Origin of the sequence: Nocardia gipuzkoensis (assembly GCF_021183645.1) — a bacterium.
Taxonomy (GTDB): Bacteria; Actinomycetota; Actinomycetes; order Mycobacteriales; family Mycobacteriaceae; genus Nocardia; species Nocardia abscessus.
The window spans coordinates 7963070-7986406 of the sequence record NZ_CP089225.1 but is presented as its reverse complement, the minus strand read 5'-3'; the positions used below and the strand labels follow the sequence as shown (position 1 = coordinate 7986406).

Below are 23337 nucleotides of genomic sequence, written 5' to 3'. Positions count from 1 at the left end.
TCGCCGCTCAGGCGCGATCGATGCCGCACCAGGCGGCAAAACCACGCACGCTTTCGTTGCTCCTTGCGTCGTTGCGGGCGAGGACACGGATGGTCTCGTGAACCATGGGGTGATAGCGGGTTTGCGTAGCCGCGATCTGCTTGGCCTTGCGCAGGGAGGCAAAGGCTTTCGTGCGGTCGCCGTGGAGCAGGTGCCCACGGGCCAGGTCGATGTAGTGGTGGCCCGCACGTTCACGGGGCGTCGTAGTCGGGAAATGTACGCGCTCCGCGCGCTTCACCGCTTCGGTGCCGTCCATCATCTCGACAGCCAGCCCGACCGACCAGATGTCGACATTCGTGACGCCGAAGCACAGCCGGTAATCGTCACGATCCCCGCCGATGCGATGGGCGGTCTCCCGCGCTTCGGCGAGGTGTTCGTCGGCAAGATCGCGCCTCCCCGCGCGGGCGGCGGCGAGACCGGATTTCAAGTGGCCTCGCGGATCGGTCGTAGCCGCCGCGCGCGGATCTCGTCCACTGATACGCCTACGGCGGTGACGTGGCGATCGGACGGCCACGGTCTCGCATTCACGCCGGTCATCGGAAACCGTGGCTGGTCGTGCCCGGCGCGTCACCCGGTGTGATCGGCTGGATCAGGTGACGACGCGTCCGCACGCCGGGACAGCAGTGACTGCAGTACGACGAGTGCACCGAGGGCGAGCACGGTCACGCCGACCACCCGCAGTCCGGCCTCCGTGCCCGAGACGAACGCGGTGACGACGTCGTGGGCGCGGTCAGGTGCGGTGGTGGCCAGGGCGTGGGCCACGGTGTGCGGGTCGTGGCTCGCGCGGATGTCCGGCGGTAGCGCGGCGACGAACCGTGCCGTGAGCACCGTGCCGATGACGGCGACGCCCAAGGCGCTACCGAATTCGCGGGTGGTGGCCTGTAATCCGGCTCCGACCCCGGCCTGATCGGGCGGCAGCGAACCGGCGATGGCTCCGGACAGTGTCGGTAGCGCCAGCGTCACACCGATTCCGGTTACGACAAGCCATGCGGCGTATGCGAGGTAGGGCGTCTGGGTGCCGCTCGTGGACAGTCCGAGCAGTCCGCAGCCGACGAACCCGAACGCCAGTCCGATGGTCGCGTCAAGGCCGATGCGCTGGGACAGGCGTCCGACGTGTCGTGCGCCGAGAATGATCGGGACGGTCAGCGGGACGATGCCGAGGCCGGTCAGCAGCACGCCGAATCCCTTGCCGTATTGCAGGAACGACGCGTTGACGTAGAACAGCGCGAACATGCCGAAGAAGACCGTCGTCATGCCCAGACAGGCGCTGCGCAGGCCAGGGAGCCGGAACAACCGGGGATCGAGCAGCGGATGCTCGACTTTCAGCTCGACAATCGTCCAGACGATCAACAGCCCAGCGGCGCAGACGAACCCGGCGATGACGACCGCGCTGTCCCAGCCCGCTTCCGGTCCCTGGACGATGCCCAGCAGCAGCGCGACCGACGCGCCGACGAGCAGCGCCGCGCCGAGCGGGTCCAGTCGGCGGTCATGGCGCGGCGACACCGGCGCGACCCGTCCTACGAGCGCGGCGAGAACCAGCGCGATCGGCGCGGCGGCGGCGAACAGCCAACGCCATGATCCGCCCGACAGGATCGCCCCACCGCCGACGTTGCCGACGACTCCGCCGATGCCCGTCATCGACGCCCACGTGGCGATCGTCGCACCTTTGCGTTCGGCGGGAACGGCATGCAGCAGGACGGAAAGCGTATTGGGTAGCACGGCGGCAGCGCCGACACCGGTGATCGCACGCCCCGCCAGGAGCAGGGCGACGTTCGGCGCGATCGCCGAGATCAGCGCGCCCACCGCGAACAGCGCCAGACCGACCAGCAGAACTCCTTTGCGTCCGAAGCGATCACCGGCGGCTCCGCCCGGGATGACGAGGCAGGCGAAGACGATCACATAGGTGTCCACGATCCAGACCAGCGCCGACGCGGACGGGTGCAGTGCGCTCGCGGCGAGCATCGGGACGGCGAGGTTGATCGCGGCCACCATCCCCACGACGAGCACGACGCAGGCGCACATAAGTACGAGCAGGCCGCCCGGTGCGGCGAGACGGGGTGAGAGGTCTCGGGACGACGGATCGCGATCGCGTGTCAGGACATTGAATGGCATGGCCCCGACGGTAGGTACCTCGTCGTCTTCCGCGCCACGCAACTTCAGCAACCAAGACTTGCCTACAATGCAACTATGTCCGAGCTCGACCTGAATCTGCTGCGCGTGTTCGACGCGCTGCTGCGGGAAGGCAGTGTGACGGCGGCATCCGAGCGCCTGCATCTGTCGATCCCCGCGACCAGCCGGGCACTGGGCCGGTTACGCCGAGCGATGAACGACCCGATCCTGGTGCGTGCCGGTCGGGGGATGGCTCCGACACCGTTCGCGCTGCGCACCGCGCCGCGCGTGCGGTCACTGCTCGATGAAGCGTCGGCACTGATCAGCGCCGACCGCGAGGTCACGATCGCCGAGCTCGAGCGCACCTTCACGATTCGTATCAACGACGGCGTGGCGGCGACGCTGGCGACGGCGGCGGTGGAGGCCACGGCCGCCGCCGCACCCGGCGTGGTCCTGCGCTTCGTGACAGAGGGCAGCGAAAGCGCCGAGGCCCTCCGCGACGGTTCGGTCGATCTCGACATCGGCGTCGGCGACTTCGCGGCTCCCGATATCCGGACGGCCGTGCTGTATCGCGAACGGATGGTCGGCATCGTCCGCGCCGACAGCGCGCTCGGCAGGCACCGCCGCCCGACGTTGCGGCAGCTGTGCGGGCATCCGCACGTCTCGGCCTCCCGCCGTGGCCGCGCGCGCGGACCACTCGACGATGCGCTCGACGCGGCGGGCCTGCAACGCCACGTCGCCGCCGTCGTGCCGACCTTCGCCGTCGCGGCGCTGCTGGTCTCCTCCAGCCGTTATGTCGGACTCGTCCCGCAGCGCCTCGCCGAACAGTACGGCCGGACCCTGGGCATTCGCTGGTTTCCCATCCCCGCGGCCCTACCGGAACTCGAAGTGCGACTGCTCTGGCACGCGCGGCTGGATGCCGACCCGGCACAGCGCTGGTTACGCGAGACGATCCGGAACACACTCTGCGCGCCGTCCGTCGACAACCCCGGCGGGTCTGATCGTTCGGCCGAATGAGGATGCGTCGCAGCTGATCAGGCCGGGTTCCAAGGATGACTACCGGCCATGATCCTGCTCAGCCGCGGGCCGACGCCCACCGCTATACCTCCGAACAGCTTTCTCCGGTGATATGTCGCTCAGATCACACGCGACTACCCATCACATCCCTCCGGCCTTCCTCGTCTCCAGTGCAGTACCGCGTTCGCGGCCTGAGAAGGAGGCAACCATGAATCGCTCGGTCACCGTCGTCACGCTGGTGGCAGGGGCATCGATGCTGGGTATCGGAATCTGGTGCCGCATCGACCCGGCCGGTTTCGCCGAGTGGGCCAATTGGCCCGAGCACGAGCATTTCCTGCACGACGCGGGCGTCTTCCAGATCGGCATCGGGCTGATGATGATCGCCGCCCTGGCGTGGCGCGATGTCGTGTCCGTGGTGTTGGGCGGGTTCGTTGTCACCAACACCCTGCACGCGGCGAACCACGCCGTAGACGAGGGCGGCGGGCATGCCTCCGATACCTGGCTTCTGCTGCTGTTCTCGGCCGTCGCCGCCGTGGGCCTCGTCATCCGCCTGCGTGAACTGCGTACGCGGAAGACATCCGCCACGATCTCGAGGTGAAACCGTGAAAATCCTGCTCGCCGGCGCGACCGGCACGATCAGCTCCGCTTTGATCCCACAGCTGCTGTCGTCCGGCCATACCGTGCTCGGCCTCACCCGAACCGCCGCCGGCGCCCGGCGGCTCACCGCGTCCGGTGTTCGTCCGGTGCTCGCGGACATCCTGGATGCCGGTGCGCTACGCACCGCCGTCGCGGGTCTGCGTGCGGACGCGGTGGTCCACCAGGCCACCGCGCTCACCCGGACACCGATCCGGCATCGGGACCTGTATGCCACCGATGCGCTGCGCGACAAGGGCACCCGTAATCTGCTGCGGGCAGCGGAGACCGTCGGCGCCCGGCAATTCGTGACACAGTCGTTCTTCCTCGGCTACGGCTGGTGTGACCACGGCCCCGCTCCGCTCAGCGAGGAGCGTCCTTTCGCGCCCCTCGGGCACGGCCCATTCGACACCCACATGCGATCGCTGCGGTCCAACGAGGAACAGGTGCTCGGATACGGCGGTATCGCACTGCGCTACGGGCTGTTCTACGGACCGGAACCGGCGACCTTCGGGATGATGGACAGCCTCCGCCGCCGCAGGCTGCCGGTACCGCGCGAACCCGGGACACTGCACCCGATCCACATCGCCGACGCCGCCTCCGCGACGCTCGCTGCTTTGGCGCGCGGCCGGTCCGGCGAGGCGTACAACATCGCCGACCGGGAGCCGGTCGATATGGGCGACTACCTCGACACTCTCGCGGCCGCGGCCGATGCCCCTCCGCCGCGCCGTATCCCGGGATGGCTGCTGCGGGCGACGCCCTATCTGCACGCCCTGCTGGTGGGCAGCCGAATCCGGCTCGACACGGGCAAGGCGGAGCGAGAGCTCGGCTGGTCCCCGGCCTACCCGACGTATCGCGAGGGCTTGTCCGCTCTCGGCGCCGCACCCGACCCGGCCGAACGCTGATCCGGCGCCTCGCGCCACTGCTCGGCGAACGCCCGACCTCGTCAATGCTGATGGGCGAAACCTCGCAGGCTCGCTCAGTCGAGGGACGCTGTGTCGCGTCCGACGAGGCGACGTCAGGCATGGCGACCGAGCCGACGCGAACTCCCCGTTCTCCCGGTGTGATTCGATGCCGTTCGGCGGCGGTGATGGTACTTTGAACGCCGAACCGGCCGGGCACGGGGGTTCTCTGACCGCAACGATCGGTCAGGCGCGGCGCTCGGCATCGTTTTCGTGCTGTTCGACAGACCGGTTGCCGAAGGTCGGGCGGTGGGGCGGGTTGCGGAGTGTGACGTCTGATGGGTTCCGTATGGCGCGGGCGCGCGAGACGCGCAGGTGACGACACGGCGGAGCAAGCCGGAAGCTCGCGAGACGGAGGAACCCGCTTCGTCCCGACCCCTGCGATGGTGCGGGAGATCGAACATCGCACTCGGCTGCTGCTGCAACGCATGCAGGTACGCGAATTGCTGACCATGCGCCAGCTGATCGAGCGCTATTGCGAATTCACCGGCGCGACGGTGCTTCTGCAAGAGAGGTTGCTGCCGGTCGATTGCTTCTTCGCGATCACGCTGAAGCTCTCGGCGCCGCCCGACACCTATGTCATCGCGTATCAGAAGGCGACGCCCGCGTGGCATCAGGACCACGGGATCGGGCACGAGTTCGGCCACATCATCGCCGGGCACTACGAGGCCGACAGCGTGCATCGCCATTCGGCGATGTCTCCGAAGATGGAGTGGGAGGCGGAGGACACGGCGAACCTGCTCGCGCGGTGGGCCTATCAGGTGGGCAGGGTGCTCGATCGGCAGCGTGCGCTGCGTCCCTTACAGCGGGCCGAGGATCTTTCTCTGCCGCTGCAGGAGAGAATGGGCTGGCTGTGATCTACATTCCGCACGGCTGGCTCATCGCGGCATTCGCCGCGGCCATGCTCTGGAAGGCGAGTCAGTATCGCCGGAACAAGGACGTTGCTCTGCTCGCGGTGGTGGGGGCCTTCTTCTTCCTCGCCTCGGGATACGCCTTCGGCGAGTACGTGCAGGACCGGTCCGACCCGTGGTTGCTGACCGCGATGGGATACGAATTCGTCGGCACCGTCCTGCTGATCGGGTCCAAGGTGTGCGTCGTAGCGTTCTTCGTGCTGGCCGCACGGCACACCGCGCAGACGAGGAGGATCCTGCTCGCCCTCGGTATTCCGCTGGTCGCGTCGATCGTCGTCCTGGCCGTGTGCGCTGTCGTCGCGGGCCCCGACGCGAAACCCTATGGATTCGCCGACCCGGCCGTGGTCGGGTTCAATCTCGGGGAGAAAGTGATCACGGTGCCGACCGGGATGCTGATCGTTTTCTACTGCTTCGCCTATCTGCGATTGCTGTCGGGGACGCCGGCGCACGGAATCATGCTCGCGGCGATAGGCGCGGTGTTGATGCTGGCCGCCACCGTGACCTTCACCGTCCAGCTCGGGTATTACGCGGTGTCGGCGCGGCCGCCGCGAGCGCTCGTCGTGCTGGGGCGGTGGGAGGTCTATCTCGGGCAGCTCATCTTCCTCCTGGGTGTGTCCTGGTATGGCTTGGTGATGCGTATCCGAGCTGTGGTTCTCGGCCTCGGGGCATTGCGCGACGTTCTGCTGCTGTGGCGGCTGTGGCGTTTCGCGGTCGGCGTGATCACCCGATTCCTTCCGGAACGGCGGATGCCCGGGTTCCGTGTCCGGGAGCCGCTGGCGGCCATCATGGAACGGCGTCAGGCGATGATGGTCGACATCCGTGATGCCCTGATGCTGCTCAGCCCCCAGATCGACCCCACGTCGACCGCAACGGTCTCCGGGTACGCGCGCGAACTGCAACGCGTCGCCGCGGCCAATCGCGAGCGGCCGGTGCTGTACGGCGAGCCGCGCCGCGCGGCCGTGGACCAGGCTGATACGTTCGATGCGGACCGAAAACTGCTCGTGGCCTTGGCGGCCGACCTGGGGGAGAACATGGTTCGGGTGCGTCGTAATTGGGTTCGGCCCACGGCGAAGGTGTGACCGGATGTTTCGAGCGGAGGTCATCGGCTGCGGTATCGGAGGGGCATGCGCGGCTCTGGCGATGACGAAAGTCGGTGCCCGCGTCCAGGTCTATGAGACCGCGGCGCGCACCGCCGAGGTGGGCGGGTGGGTCACCCTCGGCCCCGCGGCGTCGACCGCGCTCGACCAGCTCGGTCTGGGCGAGAAGGTCAGGGCGGCCGGATTCCCGGTAGTCAGCGTCAGCACGGTCGACATGCTCACCGGGCGGACCGGATCCTTCGCCCGCACCGAGCCCGGTCATCGCTGGCCCAGTACCCATGTGTGGCGCAAGGACCTGCTGGCCTTGTTACGAGAAGGTCTGGAACAAGCGGACATTCCGTGCGACTACGGAACTCGGGCCGACCCCGGCGAACGCACGGGTGATCTGCTGGTCGGCGCGGACGGTGCTCGTTCGGCCACTCGGCGCATTCTCGGTGATTCCCGGGAGCCCACCTACACCGGCCAACTGATCCGATACGGACATTGCCCGGTTCCGGTGCGTGGGCTACCGACGAACGTGCTGCACTTCTGGTCGCACCCGGAGGGGGTAGCGGGGTATGTGGGGGACGACCGCGATGGATCGTTCTGGTTCAGCAGGCGAAACGTCGCGCCCGCGGCCGCGACGGTCGACCCCGACGTGTTCCTCGGGGCACTGCGGGCCACCCCGGTGGTCGAGGTGCTGGAGCGTTCCGAGGTGAGCGCGCCGATCGCCCTGTACGAACTCGAACCCGAGGGGAATTGGCACAACGCGGATACCGTCCTGATCGGCGATGCGGCGCACGCTGTGTCACCGGCGGCGGGGCGGGGCGCGACTTCCGCCATCGAGGATGCGATCGTCTTGGCGAAGACACTGCGCAGTGCGGACTCCATTGCCGCGGCCCTGGAGTCCTATACGGAAGTTCGCCGCCCGATAGCGCAAGCGACCTATCGCCCGGGCTCCGCGCCGCGAGTTTCAGCGGCGGATCTGCGACTCTGACACGCGCGATAGTGGTCAGTCAGGGGGACCGGGATTTTCCTCGTCCCCCGTAGCAGCTGGTCGGCGATAGAGTTCGTGCTGCTGGAGATCGCGCAGGATGTTGCCGACTATGGTGCCGAACGTCGACCTGCCGAGCTCGTTCAAAGTGCTCAGTTCGGACAGGCGGAAGCCGATCGCCGCCACGCCCGCCTCGGACAGCTCCGCGGCCAGCCGCGATTCGATACCGGCCTGCTGTGCGGCGGTGCCGTCCAGGAATTCGCGCACGTCGACGCCCAGTGCCACGGAAATCCCCTCGATGGTGCGGAAACTGGGATTGCGGACACGTCCGAGCCGGATGTGCGAGACCTGGGCCGGACTCAGTGGATAGCCCAGCGCGGTCGAGCGCTCGGCGATGTCCTTGTTGGAGTAGCCTCGTGCATCCCGCTGCTGGGCGGCGGCGATCACCCGATTGAGGTGTCGCGCGATGGGACCGGCGTCCTCCGTCGGCTCACCGCTGATGTCATCTGCGTCGTCAGACACGACCTGTGCCACCAACCTCCTGATTCGGCCCGTCCCCGTGCAAGCATGGTATCCGGCGGAAAAGGATCCGAGCGCACCGGTTAGTGATCTAGCGCTTTACAATCAGATCCTATCGCTCTTCGCTCGTATCCGAACCGACTACGGAGATGTCACCGAGAGCCGGCTTCGTGTATCGACTGTGGAGGGGATAGCCGATCCACGAAGCCGGCGTTGGCATTTCGCACCAACTCGACATCGGGTACACGTGGTCGCCGGAACTCCGCTGACCGGAACCGCTGGTCCGCCAGTGCGTCCCGCTCCGCGCCCCCCGGAGCGGGATGCACTGCGCGGGCAAGTCCGCGCGTCGCAGCGCGTGATCGGGACCTCGGATCAATCCAACCGGGTCAGCCGCGCGATGATCGTCGCCGCCATCGATGCCGGGTCGCCATGGTCGGGGCGTAGCACGATTTCGGCGTCGGTCGGCGCTTCGTAGGGGTCATCGATGCCGGTGAAGCCGCGGATCTCGCCCGCGCGGGCCTTGGCGTACATGCCCTTGGGGTCGCGGGCTTCGCAGACCGCCAGTGGCGTGTCGACGAACACTTCCAGGAACGGGATGCCCGCCGCCTCGTGGGCGGCGCGAACACGGTCACGGTCGGCGCGGTAGGGACTGATCAGCGACACCACCGCGACCACACCGGCGTCGGCGAACAGTTTCGCCACTTCGCCGACGCGCCGGACGTTCTCTTCGCGGTCGGCGGGGCTGAAGCCGAGATCCGAGTTGAGGCCGTGACGCAGGTTGTCACCGTCGAGGAGGAATGCCGGGCGGCCCGCGGCCACCAATCTGCGCTCCAGTTCCACGGCTACGGTGGACTTTCCGGAGCCGGACAGGCCGGTCAGCCAGACCGTCAGGCCGCGGGTGCCGCGCTCGTCGCGCTCGACGGCGGTGGAGTGCCAGACCACCCGGGAGGACGGCAGGCTCGGGCCGGTGATCATGCCCGCGGCGACGGTGTTGTTGGTGGTGTCGTCGACGAGGATGAAGCTGCCCGTGGCGCGGTTGCGCCGGTAGGGGTCGAACAGCAGAGGTTGGCGGGTGCGCAGCTGGACGCGGCCGATCTCATTGAGCGACAACGACTCCGCGTGCTCGTCACGGTGCAGGGTGTTGACGTCCAGTCGGTAGTCCAGGGAGCGCACCTCGGCCCGGATCGGCTGCACGTGTCTCGGCGGAGGATTTGCGACTCTGGCACCGTGGTGGATCGCTCAGTGGCCGGAAGCTTCCTGACCGTCCGCCGCGGCTTTTCCGATCCATGGTCCAAGAGGGCCGGATTCGCATACACCTGGATGAATGAACGTGTACAACGCATCCGATCTGGCCGGGCCGGGTCGGGACGGGTCGGTACCGATGAACGGAACCGGCCCGACCGCATATCAACCCACGCGCTGGGCGAGCCTAAGCTCGACACGTCGGAGTTCGGCCTTGTAATTCTCGAAGGTCATCGGTTCGGCGGGAGCGATCTCGAAGTGTTGTTTGTCCCGACCATTTTCACGCTGGGTGATCCTCAGTGTCGAGGGGATGCTCATCACCGCGTACGCTCCACCGAAGCGTTCGACCTTCGAGGCGTCCCGGTGGATCGATACACCATGGGTCACTTGTACCAGGCCGTCCCGTATTTTCACGTCCATGTCCCTGGGCTCCAAGCTGGACCCGCCACGGTAGTAACCCAGACCGACAGGGTAGTATCCACCAGCCGCTACGAAGGGTGGTCCGTCTACACCCGGTGTCGCCAGGGCGGGGCCTTGTGCCGCTCCGGTGGAGACGAAGGCGACGAGAAGTAGGATCGTCGAAAGGATTTTCGGAATCATCTAATCCAGCCGATCCTCGGTTACGTGGTATTGGCCGTGTCTGTGCAGGGGTGGGAATCCACTGCTCATTGGATGACCTCGTATTTGAATGTGCCGCGTGCGCTGCCCGGCTTCGTGCACGACAGCGTGACCCGAGCGTCGTCATTCCTCGAAATGGTGAACACATGGCTCGGGTCTGGCTGATATGAGCAGTCAATCGAAACCCTGATGCGGTAGGTTCTTTCGGAGCTCAGGTTGTAGCACCGCACCTCTATGTCGGTGTCGCTCTTGCGATCCGACTTGCACTCGAACGGTGATGGAACCGGCTGTGCGACAGCCTCGGGCGCCGTAGCTGCTTCGCCCCCGAATGCCAGTGCGGCGATACTGCAGAAGACCGCAATAGTACTGATGGCTTTCATCAATGCCCGCCTTTACGTGTGACGTTTACGCAGAAGGTCGATCATCGGCGAACCCCCCGTAAACCCTCCCAGTTGAAGCGCCCCGACGAGAGCGCCGAACTGACGGTATCGTAGGGCCGGGTGACTGTCAATCGAAATATGTTGTGGACCAACGTTTTCGAATAAGTGTCCGCTCGATCGAAGCTGGGACCCGGAATCTCTGCGCCGTCCGTATTCGAGCCGCTGTCATTTGCGGAGGCGGGATTTTTTGAGCATTCCAGTCGCAGAGCCACTCGAAGACACTGAAGGCATTGTCTAGTGTGCCCAACGCTCCCAGAGCGTGGAGTGAGCTCGCGGCACCTGAGTGAGCCATAAAATGGAGCCGAGAATGAACGTGAGCAACGATATCAATCCGAGGGCGAGGGGTGTGGTGAACCCCCTCATGTCAGTCCACGTTCCCGGCGAAAAAGTCCACCACCACGGCAGCGTCTGGATAGACCACGATGTGATCATGCATAATGCCAGTGCCACCAGCCTGGGCAGATATACGCAAGCCAACAGGCCGATTCCGAAGAAGAGCGAGGTGTCGAAGCCTGCGCGTATGACGCCTACCAGGGGGATCCCCTGCAGACGGATCGCGCAGATTATCGGTGCTGCCAGAGCGACTGCTAGAGACACGACTTGCGCGCGTTCGCGCACAAACCGTTTGCTGGATATCGTGTGTTCATGCGATTCGCCGAGGCGCGAGCCTGTGGCGACGATCAACGCTCCGGACAGGATGATCGGAACGAGGCGCGCAGGACTGATGCCGACGCCGTGTTCCAGCCCGTACAGCCTCGGTATTTGCTGATTCGCAAGTGCGATCAGCGGGAAACACGCGATGACGAATGGTGCGGCATCGATCGTCGTTCGCATGCGGAGGTACTGGCCGAGTGGCATCACCGATGCCCGGCGCTTTCGAGCAGGCTGGGCACCGATGTGGTGTCGCAGTCCACGATGGCTCGATATGCTTTCGACATATAAGCGAACTGGTTTTCCAGCGGCCAACCGCTCACACGCTCAGCGGCAACGTACTCATCCGTTGGTCTTCCATCGCTGTAGCGTGAGACCATGCCGTCCGCCTCGAGCGGAAAATTGGTGAGCCATCGCATGTATATCTGGGTCAGGGCCAGGAAGTCCGCCCGAAGTGGGGCATCGCCGGGGCATTGTTTCAACTGGTCCGAGCCGATACATGAAGTGCTTTCCACCGGCACCCGACCCAGTATGTTGACGATACCTTCCTGCACCGTGCGGAACGGGCAGATCTTCGCCGTAGCGTCGGGGGTCGCGCCGGATACGCTGAGTCGTCGAGGGGGTGGGTAGCCCGTGTTCCGCATGGCCGTGATAAGTCGGGGCAGCGCATGTTCCAATGCGGCCAGCCGCTGAGTGTCCTCTGCCCAAGAGCACACCTGCAATTCTATGCCGACACAGATGGGTTCGGCCGCGGCGGCCCGAGGTTGGAGCCAGGCATTCCCGCCTGTGACTACCGAGGCTGCGATCGGGAGTACGACTGCGACCGCTAGTGCCGCACCGGTGGTTGCCCACGAACGTCGGCGCAGGGTCGTTGCGGCGAGGATCGAGACCACGACGAGGAAAGTGGTGAGGACACCGGCAATTGTCACCGCGGAATCCGGCGACAGCTCGACGGCATACGATGGCAGCGAGGCCAGTTGCCGACCGGCCAGCAACGGAAAACCGATATGCCCGTCATTGGCCATGACCGATCCCACCGACAGTAACAGCATGGCAGCCATCGCGATGAAGACCGCGGCAGCCTTGCGTACCACGGTGCCGACTGTCCATCCCACCGTAACGCAGAACAAAAGCCATACCGCACCATCGACCACGACCGAAATTTTCGGAGATCCGGCGCCATCACCGGTGAATCGGTAGACGACGAGAATCGCGTAGTCGATGAAGAAAAGGGCGATGACCACCGTGTACAGGCGGATCAGGTCACGCAGTGCGATCTGCAATCCGCTTCGCGCGGATGCCTCCATGCGAAGTCGGAGCGGCCATCGTTGCGATACCCACGCCGAGATAGCGGCGACTCCCACGCCGACCATCAGGGTGCGGCTCGCGGCAGAGACATCGATACCGGGCCAGTACCCACTGAATTGTTCCATGGGGTCGGCGATTTGCATGAAGGCGAGAGACAGCGCAAACAGCGCAAGGGTCGCCGATGCGGGAATCGGGCGTCCACCTGTTAGGTAAGTTGCGAGATTTCTCACGCGGAGACCGCTCCAGTGTCTTCCTCGTCGGATGCCAGTTCCATGTATGCCTGCGCGATCGAACCGTAAGTTGCTCGGAGATCAGCCGGTGTGTCGTTGGCAACCAATAGTCCGTCGCTAATGATGCCGACCTCGTCCGCTGCTTCGGTGTCCTCGGAGATGTGGGTGGATACCAAGACGACAGCACCTTCGCGGCCGTAGTCACGGATCATGGTGTTCAGGGAATGGCGATGTTTCGGGTCCAGCCCAGCTGTCGGTTCGTCGAGGATAAGAATCGACGGTGAATGCACGATCCCCGCCGCGATCAGCGCCCGGCGTTGCATCCCCCCGGACAGATCCCGAATCCGGTCGTTCGCGCGCGCTCCAAGATCCATCCGCTCCAGCGCTCGGCTTGCTGCCGCGACTGATAGCCGACTGGACATGCCGCGTAACCATCCGCAGTAGGACACGAAATCGCGCACACGCATCGCGCGATCCATGTCCAATGCTTGTGGCACCCACCCGATGCGACGCCGGATGGCTTCGAGATCGCTTGGGTCGGACCAAGAACGTCCGTCATCGGTGATGCTGCCGGCCGTCAGAGCGAACTTGGTTGCGACCAGTCCGAGCAATGTCGACTTGCCTGCGCCGTTGGAGCCCAGGAGCATCGTCACACCCTGCTCGAGCTCCCACGTCACGCCGCGCAGCACCGATCGAGCTCCATAGGAGAAGCTCACATCGTTGATCAACAAGCTCATGATTGCACACTATCCCCCATACAACCCCCCGCGATTCGCTGAAAGCACGATACCCAACGAATTCCGGATGAACAACCGAGACGAGAGCATTACAGCTCGGTAGCTGTGATCGGAGATCCGCTGGCCGGCTGCTGGTGCCACACGGCGACCGGCCGGAGCGTTCGCCGTTCCTGCCGCGGCGGATCGCTGGCATACTGATCAAATGGCCATGATATGGGGGAACGCCGTTCGATGGGTGTCGGATACTCAGCCGGGCGTCATCGAGGTCGAGTTCACCGACGCTGACGGTGTGACGCACAGCTTGATCGACAAAGTGTGGATCTTCGGCGCGCCCGACGACTTGCGGTCGGACTCGGCCTACCCGGTGCCCGTCGAGATCGGCGTGGACCTCGTCGAACAGGTCGGTGACTCGACGGTGGTCGATCTCAAAGCGGAGCCGCACAACACCGACCGCACCCGGTACATCGTTCCGAGCGCGGATATCGTCCGCTGAACCGGCCGCCGACTGCCGTGCCGCTCAGGCTGACGCGGCACATCCGGAGATCGGCGCCCGCACCGCCGCTGATCTCCGGATAGCCGGCGCCGAGGCGGGATCAATCCAACCGGGTCAGCCGCGCGATGATCGTCGCCGCCATCGATGCCGGGTCGCCATGGTCGGGGCGTAGCACGATTTCGGCGTCGGTCGGCGCTTCGTAGGGGTCATCGATGCCGGTGAAGCCGCGGATCTCGCCCGCGCGGGCCTTGGCGTACATGCCCTTGGGGTCGCGGGCTTCGCAGACCGCCAGTGGCGTGTCGACGAACACTTCCAGGAACGGGATGCCCGCCGCCTCGTGGGCGGCGCGAACACGGTCACGGTCGGCGCGGTAGGGACTGATCAGCGACACCACCGCGACCACACCGGCGTCGGCGAACAGTTTCGCCACTTCGCCGACGCGCCGGACGTTCTCTTCGCGGTCGGCGGGGCTGAAGCCGAGATCCGAGTTGAGGCCGTGACGCAGGTTGTCACCGTCGAGGAGGAATGCCGGGCGGCCCGCGGCCACCAATCTGCGCTCCAGTTCCACGGCTACGGTGGACTTTCCGGAGCCGGACAGGCCGGTCAGCCAGACCGTCAGGCCGCGGGTGCCGCGCTCGTCGCGCTCGACGGCGGTGGAGTGCCAGACCACCCGGGAGGACGGCAGGCTCGGGCCGGTGATCATGCCCGCGGCGACGGTGTTGTTGGTGGTGTCGTCGACGAGGATGAAGCTGCCCGTGGCGCGGTTGCGCCGGTAGGGGTCGAACAGCAGAGGTTGGCGGGTGCGCAGCTGGACGCGGCCGATCTCATTGAGCGACAACGACTCCGCGTGCTCGTCACGGTGCAGGGTGTTGACGTCCAGTCGGTAGTCCAGGGAGCGCACCTCGGCGGTGGCCGTGCGGGTGGTGTGCCGGATGGTGTAGGTCGCGCCGGGGGTCAGTTGAGTGTCCTCGGCGAACCAGCACACCATCGCGTCGAGATCGCGGCCCGCGTTCGGGCGGTTGTTCGGACGGCAGATCAGATCACCGCGGGAGATGTCCAACTCGTCCGCCAGTTGGATGGTCACCGCCTGCGGCGGAAAGGCTTCCGCGACCGGCGCGCCGCCCGGACCCCAGATCGCCTCCACCGTGGTGGTGAAACCCGACGGCAGCACCGCCACTTCGTCGCCCGGCTTGAAGACCCCACCCGCGACGGTGCCCGCGTAACCGCGGAAATCCTGCGCGTGGCTGCGGGTGACGTACTGCACCGGGAACCGTGAGTCGATCAGGTTGCGGTCGGAGGCGATGTGCACCTCTTCCAGATGGTGCAGCAGGGGAGTGCCCTCGTACCACGGCATGCTCGCGCCACGGTGCACGATGTTGTCGCCGTGCAGCGCGGACACGGGCACGAAGGTCAGGTCGGAGACGTCCAGTTTGGAGGCCCACCGAGCGAACTCCGCACGGATCTCCTCGAACCGCTCCTGTGACCAGTCCGCCAGGTCCATCTTGTTCACGCACAGCACCAGGTGCGGAATGCCGAGCAGGCTGGCCAGGAATGCGTGCCGACGGGTCTGCTCCACCACGCCTTTACGGGCGTCCACCAGGATCAGCGCCAGGTCGGCGGTCGAGGCGCCGGTCACCATGTTGCGCGTGTACTGCACGTGCCCCGGCGTGTCCGCGATGATGAATTTCCTTCTGGGCGTGGCGAAATAGCGATGCGCCACGTCGATGGTGATGCCCTGTTCGCGTTCGGCGCGCAGGCCGTCGGTGAGCAGGGCCAGGTTGGGATAGTCGTCGCCGCGATCGCGGCTGGTGCGCTCCACCGCGGCGAGCTGATCGGTGAACAGCGTCTTGGAATCGAACAGCAGCCTGCCGATCAGCGTCGACTTGCCGTCGTCGACGCTGCCCGCGGTAGCCAGGCGCAACAGTGTGGTCGTCATCAGAAGTAGCCTTCGCGTTTGCGGTCTTCCATGCCTGCCTCGGAGATGCGGTCGTCGGCGCGGGTGGCGCCGCGCTCGGTGACCCGCGCCGCGGCGACCTCGGCGACCACCTCCGCGGGTGTGGCCGCGGTGGATTCGACGCAGCCGGTGCAGGTCGCGTCGCCGACCGTGCGGAACCGTACGGTGGCCTCGTAGGGCTGCTCGCCGTCGAGCAGGTGGAGAAAACGGGTGTGCGCCAACAGCATTCCATCGCGCTGCACCACCTGCCTGCGGTGTGCGTAATAGAGCGGGGGCAGTTCGATGCCCTCGGCGGCGATGTAGCTCCAGATGTCCAGTTCGGTCCAGTTCGACAGCGGGAACACCCGGATGTGCTCACCGGCCCGGTGCCTGCCGTTGTAGAGGTTCCACAGCTCGGGGCGCTGCCTGCGCGGGTCCCACTGGCCGTACTCGTCGCGGAAGCTGAACACCCGCTCCTTGGCGCGGGCCTTCTCCTCGTCGCGGCGCGCGCCGCCGAATACCGCGTCGAAGGCTCCTTCCTGGATCGAGCGCAGCAGCGTCGTCGTCTGCAACCGATTGCGGGAGGCGCGTGGCCCGGTTTCCTCGACCGCCCGTCCCGCATCGATGTCGTCCTGCACCCGCGCGACGACCAGGCGCAGGCTCAGGCGCGTCACCGTCTCGTCGCGGTAGGCGATCACCTCGTCGAAATTGTGCCCGGTGTCGATGTGCAGCACCGGGAACGGCAGCGGCGCGGGCCAGAAGGCCTTCGCCGCCAGATGCAGCATCACCACCGAGTCCTTGCCACCGGAGAACAGCAACACCGGGCGCTCGAAGGTCGCTGCCACTTCACGGAATATGTGCGCCGACTCGGCCTCGAGTGCGTCCAGATGGGGCAGCTCGTAGGTGCTCGCCGTCGACTTCGCGTACTGGCTCACACCGCAAAACTAGAACACGTTTCGGTTGTCGGTCAATGGTTTGTGTCCGCCGGAGTTCGCCGTCACCGCGTCGGCGGCGGCTGCCAGCGCGCTGCCGCGGCGGGCGATCTCAGCACCGGTGACGGAGCGGCCGACGTACATCGTGAGCACCATGTTCTGCCTGCCGTCGCCGTCGTAGGTCGGGGCGGCGAGCAGGCTCACCGCGTGCTCTTTGCGCGGCCGCAGGTCCGAGCCCAGGTACACCCGCTCGCCGAGGCTGGTTACCAGCTCGCCGACCAGTTCGCGCAGCTCGGGAGGCAGATCGCGGTCGGCGACCCCGGCCAGCAGCGAGTGCAGCCGCCGCCCTGCCGTGGTCATGCTCTCCACCAGGAATCCGCGCTCCCGGCATTCGGCGACGACCTGGCGCAAGCGCGCTTCGTCCTGGCGTAGCGGCACGGCGGGCGGCTTGGCGAGCCAGGCGTCGAACGCCGCGTCGGTGTCCCAGAGCACATACATCAGGCCGACCGGCGGCGCGAAGTGGTAGGCCGCGCCCACCTTCACCAGGCCCGGGCCGGTGCTTTCCAGCACCATGATCTGCTCGCCGACCACCGCCGACGCCGTGCAGGTCGTGTGATAGCGCGTGGAGAGTTTCTCCAGCTCGACGCGGGCCAGCGCGGAGATGGCGAAGCTGTCCTGCGCCACCCGTCCGGCCGCGATCAGCGCTGGCCCGAGCCCGTAGGTGCGGGTATCGGCGTCGCGCATCAGATAGCCGCCCGAGGTCAGCTCGGTGAGGATGCCCAGGCAGGTCGGTTTGGCCAGGTCGAGCTCGCGGGCGAGTTCGGAGAGTCCGAAGCGTTTCCCGCGCTGTTCGACGAAGAAATCCAGGACCTGAACCACTCGTGCGGTGGGTGCGGACCGACGGCCGACCATTGACCACTCCTAGAACACGTTCTAATCTTTCCCTTAACGAAATGTACCAGAGTGGTACATATTTGGAACACCGGAGAGAGCCTTTGCTGACACAGCCGTTCGCGGACGCCATCGCCGCCGCCGAGCAGATCATCACCGGAGCCGCGCACATCCGCACCGAACAGGACCTCGTCGAGGGCTACGACTATCTGGCGGGCAGCATCCGCGCGTCGTTGCAGATGGCCTGGGCCTACGAGCGGGACTTCCCGTTCTTCGTGATGTCCACCGGTCCCTACACCAAGATGGGCCTGGACAACCCCGACACCCTCTACTTCCACTCCTATCTGCGGCCGGACGCGGAATACGTGGTCACCGGCACCCGCGGCACCACCCGCGACCTGAGCTTCCAGGTGCTCAACGGCAACTATTCGCCGGTGGACGTGCCCGACAGCCTCACCGCCTTCGACGACCGCGAGCTCGACATCCGCCCGGACGGTTCCTACGAGATCCGGTTCGGGCCGGGCGAGGCGCGTCCCGGTTACGTGCACCTGGGCGCCGACGCGGCGATGCTCGTGGTTCGCGAGGTGCACAGCGATTGGGCGACCGAGAAGGCGGGCACGATCCGCATCCATCGGGCGGATCGGATCGGTGACGCGCCGCCGCCGCTGACCAAGGACGTGCTGACCAAGCGGTACGACGTAGCGGGCAAGATGCTGGTGTCGCGGTTGAAGACCTTCCTCGCCTTCCCCGAGTGGTTCTACCTGAACCTGCCGGTGAACACGCTGACCGAGCCGAGGCCGACGCCGGGCGGGCTGAGCACGCAGTTCTCCTCGGTCGGTCACTACGAGCTGGACGACGACCAGGCCATGATCATCACGGTGCCGAAATCCGACGCCCCCTATCAGGGCTTCCAGCTCGGCAGCATGTGGTATCTGTCGCTGGACTACATCAACCACCAGACCAGCATCACCGCCGACCAGGCGCACGTGGACCCGGACGGGATGATCCGGCTGGTGGTCAGCGAGCGCGACCCAGGTCTGGCCAACTGGATCGAGCGCACCGGGCACGCCAGGGGATACCTGCAGTTCCGCTGGCAGCGGTTGTCGCGGGAGATGAAACCGGACGACGGCCCGACCGTGGAGCTGGTGGCGGTCGCCGACCTGCCCGCCCGCTTGCCGTTCTACGAGCAGGCGCGCGTCACGCCGGAGCAGTGGCGGGACCGGATCGCGGCGCGGCAGGTCGCCGTCGCGGAGAGGATGCTGGGCTGATGTTGTTGCGGGACAAAGTGGTCGTCGTCTCCGGCGTCGGGCCGGGACTGGGGCGCGCGATCGCCGTGCAGAGCGCGAAAGCGGGCGCGGACGTAGTGCTCGCCTCCCGGACCGAGTCACGGCTGACCGAGGTGGCCAAAGAAATCACCGAACTCGGCAGGCGCGCGGTGGTGGTGCCGACCGACATCAACGACGACGCCGCGGCGGCCAACCTGGTGGAGACCGCGCACAGCGCGTTCGGCAAGGTGGACACGCTGGTGAACAACGCCTTCGCCATCCCGCCCATCGTCGACCTCGCCGACGTCGACTTGGACCAGGTGCGCGCGGGCTTCGAGACGAACGTGCTGGCCGCGTTGCGCTTGACCAGGCTGTTCGTGCCCGCCCTCGCCGAAACCAAGGGTTCGGTGGTGATGATCAACTCGGCCGTGCTGCGCCACTCGCGGCGGACGTTCGGGCCGTACAAGATGGCGAAGGCCAGCCTGCTCGCGCTGGCGCAGAGCCTGGCCACCGAACTCGGGCCCAAGGGCATCCGGGTGAACTCGGTCGCGCCCGGTTACATCTGGGCCGACAACCTGAAGTGGTACTTCAACTACTTGGCGCAGCAGCGGGGGATCACCGCCGAGGAGGTCTACGCCGAGACCGCGAAGACCACCGACCTGCGCAAACTGCCCGAACCCGACGAGATCGCCGACGCGGTCGTGTTCTTCGCGTCCGCGATGGCCCGCGCGATCACCGGCGCGTGCCTGGACGTCAACGCCGGCGAATACCACCACTAGGAGATGACCGTGATCGGTAGGGACGACGTCGGGACCATCGATGACCTGCACGCCTCGGCGACGAAGGTGGTCGGGCTGGATGATTTCGGGACCGACGACTATCGCGAAGGCCTCGAGGTGTTGCTCGAGTCCTATGCCGAGGACGCCGAACTCACGCCCTTCGGCAACAAGGTCAATCGCGCCTTCCTGCGTGGCGCGCTGATCGCCCGGCTGCTCAGCGAGGCGGCCTGGCAGCAGTTCCCGCAGCACGCCGGCGTGGCCGTCGAACGACCGATCTTCGTGACCGGCCTGCCGCGCTCGGGCACCACGGCGGTGCACCGCCTGCTCAACGCCGACCCGGCGCACCAGGGGCTGGAGATGTGGCTGACCGAGATGCCACAGCCACGCCCGCCGCGCGAGACCTGGGCGAGTAATCCGGTCTACCAGCGGCTGGCCGCCGCCTACGACAAGCACCACGTGGAGCACCCGGAATTCATGGGCGTGCACCACATCTCGGCCGATCAGGTGGAGGAGTGCTGGCAGCTGCTGCGGCAGTCGGCCATGTCGGTGTCCTACGAGTGCCTGGCCTACCTGCCGACCTATTCCGAGTGGTTGCGCGATCGGGATTGGACGCCCGCCTACCGCAGGCACCGGCGCAACCTCCAGCTGATCGGGCTGCCGGACGCGGGCAAACGCTGGGTGCTGAAGAATCCCAGCCACTTGTTCGCATTGGACGCCATTTTCGAGGTCTATCCGGATGCGCTGGTCATTCAGATGCACCGCGATCCGCGCACCATCATCGCGTCGGTGTGCAGCTTGAACGAGCAGGCGTCGGCGGGCTGGTCGGAGAGGTTCCGCGGGCCGGTGGTCGGCGCGACGCAGCTGGATCTGTGGGCGCGCGGCGCGGAGCGGTTCCTCGCCGACCGCAAGCGCCACGACGCGGCGCAGTTCTGCGATGTCGACTACGACGAGTTCGTCGCCGACCCGATCGGCACCGTCGAGTCGATCTACCGGCACTTCGGGCTGCCGCTGACCGACGAGGCGAGCGCGGCGATGACCGCCTTGCACGCGGAGAGCACTTCGGGCGCCGCGCGTCCGGCGCACCGCTACACCCTCGCCGATTTCGGCTTGACCGCCGATCAGGTGGACGCCCGGTTCGGCGCATACCGGGAAGCGCATTTCCCGGGGCGGTGATCAATCGATGCTCGCCGGTCGGCAGGTCCTGACCGGCGAGCACCGGAACATCGCTATCGCGAAGGCATTTCGAGCGAGTTTGCATCGAGTGCACGCGCGGGCGACCGCTGCGGGTGTGTATCCCGCCTACCTGCGCTTCTCGGATCGAAGCGAATTCGCCTGGACGCCTGACATTCCGTGCGGTCGTGCACAGCATGCCATTCGGGACCGTGCTCGGCGCGCCGCCTCAGGGCTGCCCGGGCTTGAGCACGATGAACAAGCCGTTCGCCTCCGCGCACAGCCGGTCGCCGTCGTGCAGGGTGGCCCGCACGTAGACCTTGCGCCCCTCCTGTCGTTCCGCCCACGCCCGCACCTTCAGCTCGGTGTTCAGCGGCGTGATGGAGCGGTAGTCGACGGTGAGCGACGCGGTCCTGGTCACCGAGCCCGAGTGCACCGCCGCGGCCATGCCGAGCAGGTCGTCGAAGGCGATGGCGATCTGGCCGCCGTGGGCGGCGCTGTTGCCGCCGAGGTGGAAGGTGCGGAAGGTCAGGCGCGCGTCGACGCCCTGCTGACGGTCGACATGGTCGATGAAGAACGGCGGCAGGGTGATGTTGCCGCGGGCGGGCAGGTCGAAGCGGGTCCAGTTGGGCGTCGACCACTCGTCCACCGCGGCGGCGTCGAGCTTGTCGTTGAGCTCCTTCAGGATGCCGATCGCGTCCACCGCCAGCTCGTCGGAGGGCGAGGCCAGCCGGACCCGGTCCATCAGACCGCGCACCTGCTCGATGAACTGCCCGTAGTGCGGCCCGCCGCGGGAGATGTCGTCCTTGGCGGCTTCGTGGGCGGCGATCAGCTCGGTCATCGGCCGGAACCCGCCCTCGTGATGCTCCTTGCTCGGCAGCGAGTCGCCGGCCTGCGGTTCGTTCATGAGAACAAGTTATCGGTTGCCTGGGGAATGCTCGCCCGGCGGGTGCCGCGTTACGCCGTCGCGGGCCGTCACAGCATAGGCTGGTGCGCGACCGGAGATCGCCTGTTCGCGGGTGACACCGGCACGGTTCCGGTGGCCGGAGGCCCGACCCGGCCGCGATCGACCTCTGACCGCTTTCGGCTGGCGAAAGGCTCTGTGCGCATGGGTATCACCGCGGTCGTCTTCGACATGGACGGCGTACTGATCGACTCCGAGCCGGTCTGGGAATCGGTGCGGCGCGGCTATGTCGCGGAGAAGGGCGGACGGTGGCTGCCCGACTCTCAGCAGCGGCTGATGGGCATGAGCACCGGTGAGTGGTCGGCCTACCTGAGCGGCGAGCTCGGTGTGGGCGAGCCGCCGGGAACCGTCGCGCGGGAGGTGATCGAGCGGATGTCCGCGCGCTACGACGAGGCGGTGCCGCTGCTGCCGGGCGCCGTCGACGCCGTCCAGCGGATCAGCGAGCGCTGGCCGCTCGGGCTGGCCAGCTCGTCGCCACGCGCGCTCATCGACACCGTGCTGGGGCGGACGGGCCTGATCGAATACTTCACCGTCACCTTCTCCACCGAGGAGGTCGATCGGGGCAAACCGGCGCCGGACGTCTACTCGACGGTCGCGACGTTCCTGCGCAAGCAGCCGTCGGACTGTGTGGCCGTGGAGGATTCGAGCAACGGCCTGCGCTCGGCGCACGCGGCGGGGATGCGGGTGATCGCGGCGCCGCGCCCGGAATACCCGCCCGCTTCCGACGCGCTGGCGCTGGCCGCGAAGGTCATCTCCGGCCTCGACGAACTCACTCCCGCACTGATCGCCGGTTGAGCCGCCGGCCGCATACCGGCCCGGTCAGGGACGGTAGGAGGTCAGCAGGGCGCGGGCGGCGGCGGTCAGGTCGTCCTCCAGCCAGTCGGGCAGCGTCGAAGCGTAGACGTGGCGGCGCAGCGCCGCGTAGGGCAGATCGACGATCGCGCGGCTGACCGCATCCAACTCACGCTCGCCGTCCCGGCCGAACAGCGCGCGCGCGATGCGGCGCAGATGCTCGAACAACGGCGCGTTCATGGTGGCCAGAGTGGCCCTGAACTCGGCGTCGGGCCCGCCGTCGAGCAGGTCGCTGGGCCGCAGGTTGAGCAGCAGCTTGGCATCCTCGGGGACTTCGCGCCCGAACCGGAGGGCGGCTCGCACCATCGCGACACCGGCCTCGATCGCGTCCGGTTCCTCGGCGGCGGCCAGGGTGCCGTCCTGGAAACGGCGCAGCGCGCGCAGCCACGCCGCGGTGAGCACACCGTTGCGGTTGCCGAACCGGTGGTACAGGGTGCCGACCGGAGCGCCGCTGGCCTCGGCGATCGCCGACACGCTGGCAGCGCGCGGGCCCTCGGCGAGCACGAGGGTGCGCGCTGCGTCGAGGATCACGTCGGTGTCGTGCTTGCGGGGTGGCGCCATCTACTAGTACG

At 66.8% G+C, this 23337-nt stretch carries 24 protein-coding genes and 1 pseudogene; 11 read left to right on the top strand and 14 right to left on the bottom strand.

Annotated elements, in window-relative coordinates; genetic code table 11:
- Nucleotides 1-7: 7 nt before the first annotated feature.
- Nucleotides 8-466 carry a hypothetical protein gene (locus LTT66_RS36405; RefSeq protein ID WP_233062977.1) on the bottom strand — a complete coding sequence of 153 codons (459 nt, stop codon included), beginning with the start codon at nt 464-466 and terminating at the stop codon, nt 8-10.
- A 140-nt stretch (nt 467-606) separates the two neighbouring features.
- The gene (locus tag LTT66_RS36400) at nt 607-2151 is read right to left on the bottom strand and encodes an MFS transporter (protein WP_233062976.1); all 1545 of its coding nucleotides are present in this window, start codon (nt 2149-2151) and stop codon (nt 607-609) included.
- A gap of 75 nt (nt 2152-2226) precedes the next feature.
- Here LTT66_RS36400 and LTT66_RS36395 point away from each other — a divergent pair, with 75 nt between their 5' ends.
- The 6 genes from LTT66_RS36395 (at nt 2227) to LTT66_RS36370 (ending at nt 7744) form a co-directional block, all read left to right on the top strand.
- Nucleotides 2227-3165, top strand: a complete 939-nt coding sequence (locus LTT66_RS36395; RefSeq protein ID WP_233062975.1) for a LysR family transcriptional regulator — start codon at nt 2227-2229, stop codon at nt 3163-3165.
- Nucleotides 3166-3373: 208 nt separating this feature from the next.
- Complete coding sequence (locus LTT66_RS36390) at nt 3374-3763, top strand: hypothetical protein (RefSeq protein ID WP_233062974.1); 390 nt, start codon at nt 3374-3376, stop codon at nt 3761-3763.
- A gap of 4 nt (nt 3764-3767) precedes the next feature.
- Entirely contained in the window at nt 3768-4703 is a 936-nt protein-coding gene (locus LTT66_RS36385; RefSeq protein ID WP_233062973.1) for an NAD-dependent epimerase/dehydratase family protein, read from the top strand.
- 509 nt (nt 4704-5212) lie between these two features.
- The gene (locus LTT66_RS36380; RefSeq protein ID WP_233062971.1) at nt 5213-5617 is read left to right on the top strand and encodes a hypothetical protein; all 405 of its coding nucleotides are present in this window, start codon (nt 5213-5215) and stop codon (nt 5615-5617) included.
- On the top strand, nt 5614-6750 hold the full coding sequence (locus LTT66_RS36375; protein ID WP_233062970.1) for a hypothetical protein: 1137 nt from the start codon (nt 5614-5616) through the stop codon (nt 6748-6750). Before LTT66_RS36380 ends, LTT66_RS36375 begins: the two co-directional genes overlap by 4 nt.
- A gap of 61 nt (nt 6751-6811) precedes the next feature.
- On the top strand, nt 6812-7744 hold the full coding sequence (locus LTT66_RS36370) for an FAD-dependent oxidoreductase (RefSeq protein WP_233062969.1): 933 nt from the start codon (nt 6812-6814) through the stop codon (nt 7742-7744).
- A gap of 15 nt (nt 7745-7759) precedes the next feature.
- On the opposite strand, the gene LTT66_RS36365 is transcribed toward LTT66_RS36370, so the two are convergent.
- The 7 genes and pseudogenes from LTT66_RS36365 to LTT66_RS36335 form a co-directional block, all read right to left on the bottom strand.
- Nucleotides 7760-8263, bottom strand: coding sequence for a helix-turn-helix domain-containing protein (locus LTT66_RS36365; RefSeq protein ID WP_233062968.1), 504 nt, complete (start codon nt 8261-8263; stop codon nt 7760-7762).
- 369 nt (nt 8264-8632) lie between these two features.
- A pseudogene (gene cysC, locus LTT66_RS36360) lies at nt 8633-9430 on the bottom strand (adenylyl-sulfate kinase); the annotation flags it as partial.
- Between the two features lie 237 nt (nt 9431-9667).
- Complete coding sequence (locus tag LTT66_RS36355) at nt 9668-10102, bottom strand: hypothetical protein (protein WP_233062967.1); 435 nt, start codon at nt 10100-10102, stop codon at nt 9668-9670.
- Nucleotides 10103-10167: 65 nt separating this feature from the next.
- A complete protein-coding gene (locus tag LTT66_RS36350) occupies nt 10168-10500 on the bottom strand; it encodes a hypothetical protein (protein WP_233062966.1) in 333 nt (110 codons plus the stop codon).
- A gap of 294 nt (nt 10501-10794) precedes the next feature.
- A complete protein-coding gene (locus tag LTT66_RS36345) occupies nt 10795-11394 on the bottom strand; it encodes a hypothetical protein (RefSeq protein WP_233062965.1) in 600 nt (199 codons plus the stop codon).
- Between the two features lie 23 nt (nt 11395-11417).
- A complete protein-coding gene (locus LTT66_RS36340) occupies nt 11418-12749 on the bottom strand; it encodes a hypothetical protein (RefSeq protein ID WP_233062964.1) in 1332 nt (443 codons plus the stop codon).
- Nucleotides 12746-13486 carry an ABC transporter ATP-binding protein gene (locus LTT66_RS36335; RefSeq protein ID WP_233062962.1) on the bottom strand — a complete coding sequence of 247 codons (741 nt, stop codon included), beginning with the start codon at nt 13484-13486 and terminating at the stop codon, nt 12746-12748. Before LTT66_RS36335 ends, LTT66_RS36340 begins: the two co-directional genes overlap by 4 nt.
- A gap of 202 nt (nt 13487-13688) precedes the next feature.
- Here LTT66_RS36335 and LTT66_RS36330 point away from each other — a divergent pair, with 202 nt between their 5' ends.
- On the top strand, nt 13689-13979 hold the full coding sequence (locus LTT66_RS36330) for a hypothetical protein (protein WP_233062961.1): 291 nt from the start codon (nt 13689-13691) through the stop codon (nt 13977-13979).
- A 100-nt stretch (nt 13980-14079) separates the two neighbouring features.
- On the opposite strand, the gene cysC (LTT66_RS36325) is transcribed toward LTT66_RS36330, so the two are convergent.
- Genes cysC (LTT66_RS36325) through LTT66_RS36315 form a run of 3 tightly spaced genes read right to left on the bottom strand, consistent with a single transcriptional unit; the run spans nt 14080 to nt 17756 of the window.
- Complete coding sequence (gene cysC, locus LTT66_RS36325) at nt 14080-15915, bottom strand: adenylyl-sulfate kinase (protein WP_233062960.1); 1836 nt, start codon at nt 15913-15915, stop codon at nt 14080-14082.
- On the bottom strand, nt 15915-16847 hold the full coding sequence (gene cysD, locus LTT66_RS36320; RefSeq protein WP_233062959.1) for a sulfate adenylyltransferase subunit CysD: 933 nt from the start codon (nt 16845-16847) through the stop codon (nt 15915-15917). Before cysD ends, cysC (LTT66_RS36325) begins: the two co-directional genes overlap by 1 nt.
- A 9-nt stretch (nt 16848-16856) precedes the next feature.
- On the bottom strand, nt 16857-17756 hold the full coding sequence (locus LTT66_RS36315) for a helix-turn-helix domain-containing protein (protein ID WP_233062958.1): 900 nt from the start codon (nt 17754-17756) through the stop codon (nt 16857-16859).
- Between the two features lie 83 nt (nt 17757-17839).
- On the opposite strand from LTT66_RS36315, the gene LTT66_RS36310 reads away from it, so the two are divergent.
- From LTT66_RS36310 to LTT66_RS36300, 3 genes are read left to right on the top strand one after another with little or no spacing between them, the layout of a single operon-like run.
- On the top strand, nt 17840-19003 hold the full coding sequence (locus LTT66_RS36310) for a hypothetical protein (RefSeq protein ID WP_181723733.1): 1164 nt from the start codon (nt 17840-17842) through the stop codon (nt 19001-19003).
- On the top strand, nt 19003-19779 hold the full coding sequence (locus LTT66_RS36305; RefSeq protein ID WP_181723732.1) for an SDR family oxidoreductase: 777 nt from the start codon (nt 19003-19005) through the stop codon (nt 19777-19779). Before LTT66_RS36310 ends, LTT66_RS36305 begins: the two co-directional genes overlap by 1 nt.
- Nucleotides 19780-19788: 9 nt before the next feature.
- Nucleotides 19789-20952 carry a sulfotransferase family protein gene (locus tag LTT66_RS36300; protein WP_233062957.1) on the top strand — a complete coding sequence of 388 codons (1164 nt, stop codon included), beginning with the start codon at nt 19789-19791 and terminating at the stop codon, nt 20950-20952.
- A 226-nt stretch (nt 20953-21178) separates the two neighbouring features.
- Here LTT66_RS36300 and LTT66_RS36295 read toward each other — a convergent pair whose 3' ends face one another.
- Nucleotides 21179-21856 (bottom strand): PaaI family thioesterase, encoded by a 678-nt coding sequence (locus LTT66_RS36295; RefSeq protein WP_233062956.1) that lies wholly within the window; start codon nt 21854-21856, stop codon nt 21179-21181.
- A 201-nt stretch (nt 21857-22057) separates the two neighbouring features.
- On the opposite strand from LTT66_RS36295, the gene LTT66_RS36290 reads away from it, so the two are divergent.
- Nucleotides 22058-22708 (top strand): HAD family hydrolase, encoded by a 651-nt coding sequence (locus tag LTT66_RS36290; protein ID WP_233062955.1) that lies wholly within the window; start codon nt 22058-22060, stop codon nt 22706-22708.
- A 24-nt stretch (nt 22709-22732) separates the two neighbouring features.
- Here the strand turns inward: LTT66_RS36290 and LTT66_RS36285 are convergent, their stop codons facing one another.
- Nucleotides 22733-23326 carry a TetR/AcrR family transcriptional regulator gene (locus LTT66_RS36285; RefSeq protein ID WP_233062953.1) on the bottom strand — a complete coding sequence of 198 codons (594 nt, stop codon included), beginning with the start codon at nt 23324-23326 and terminating at the stop codon, nt 22733-22735.
- Between the last annotated feature and the right edge of the window lie 11 nt (nt 23327-23337).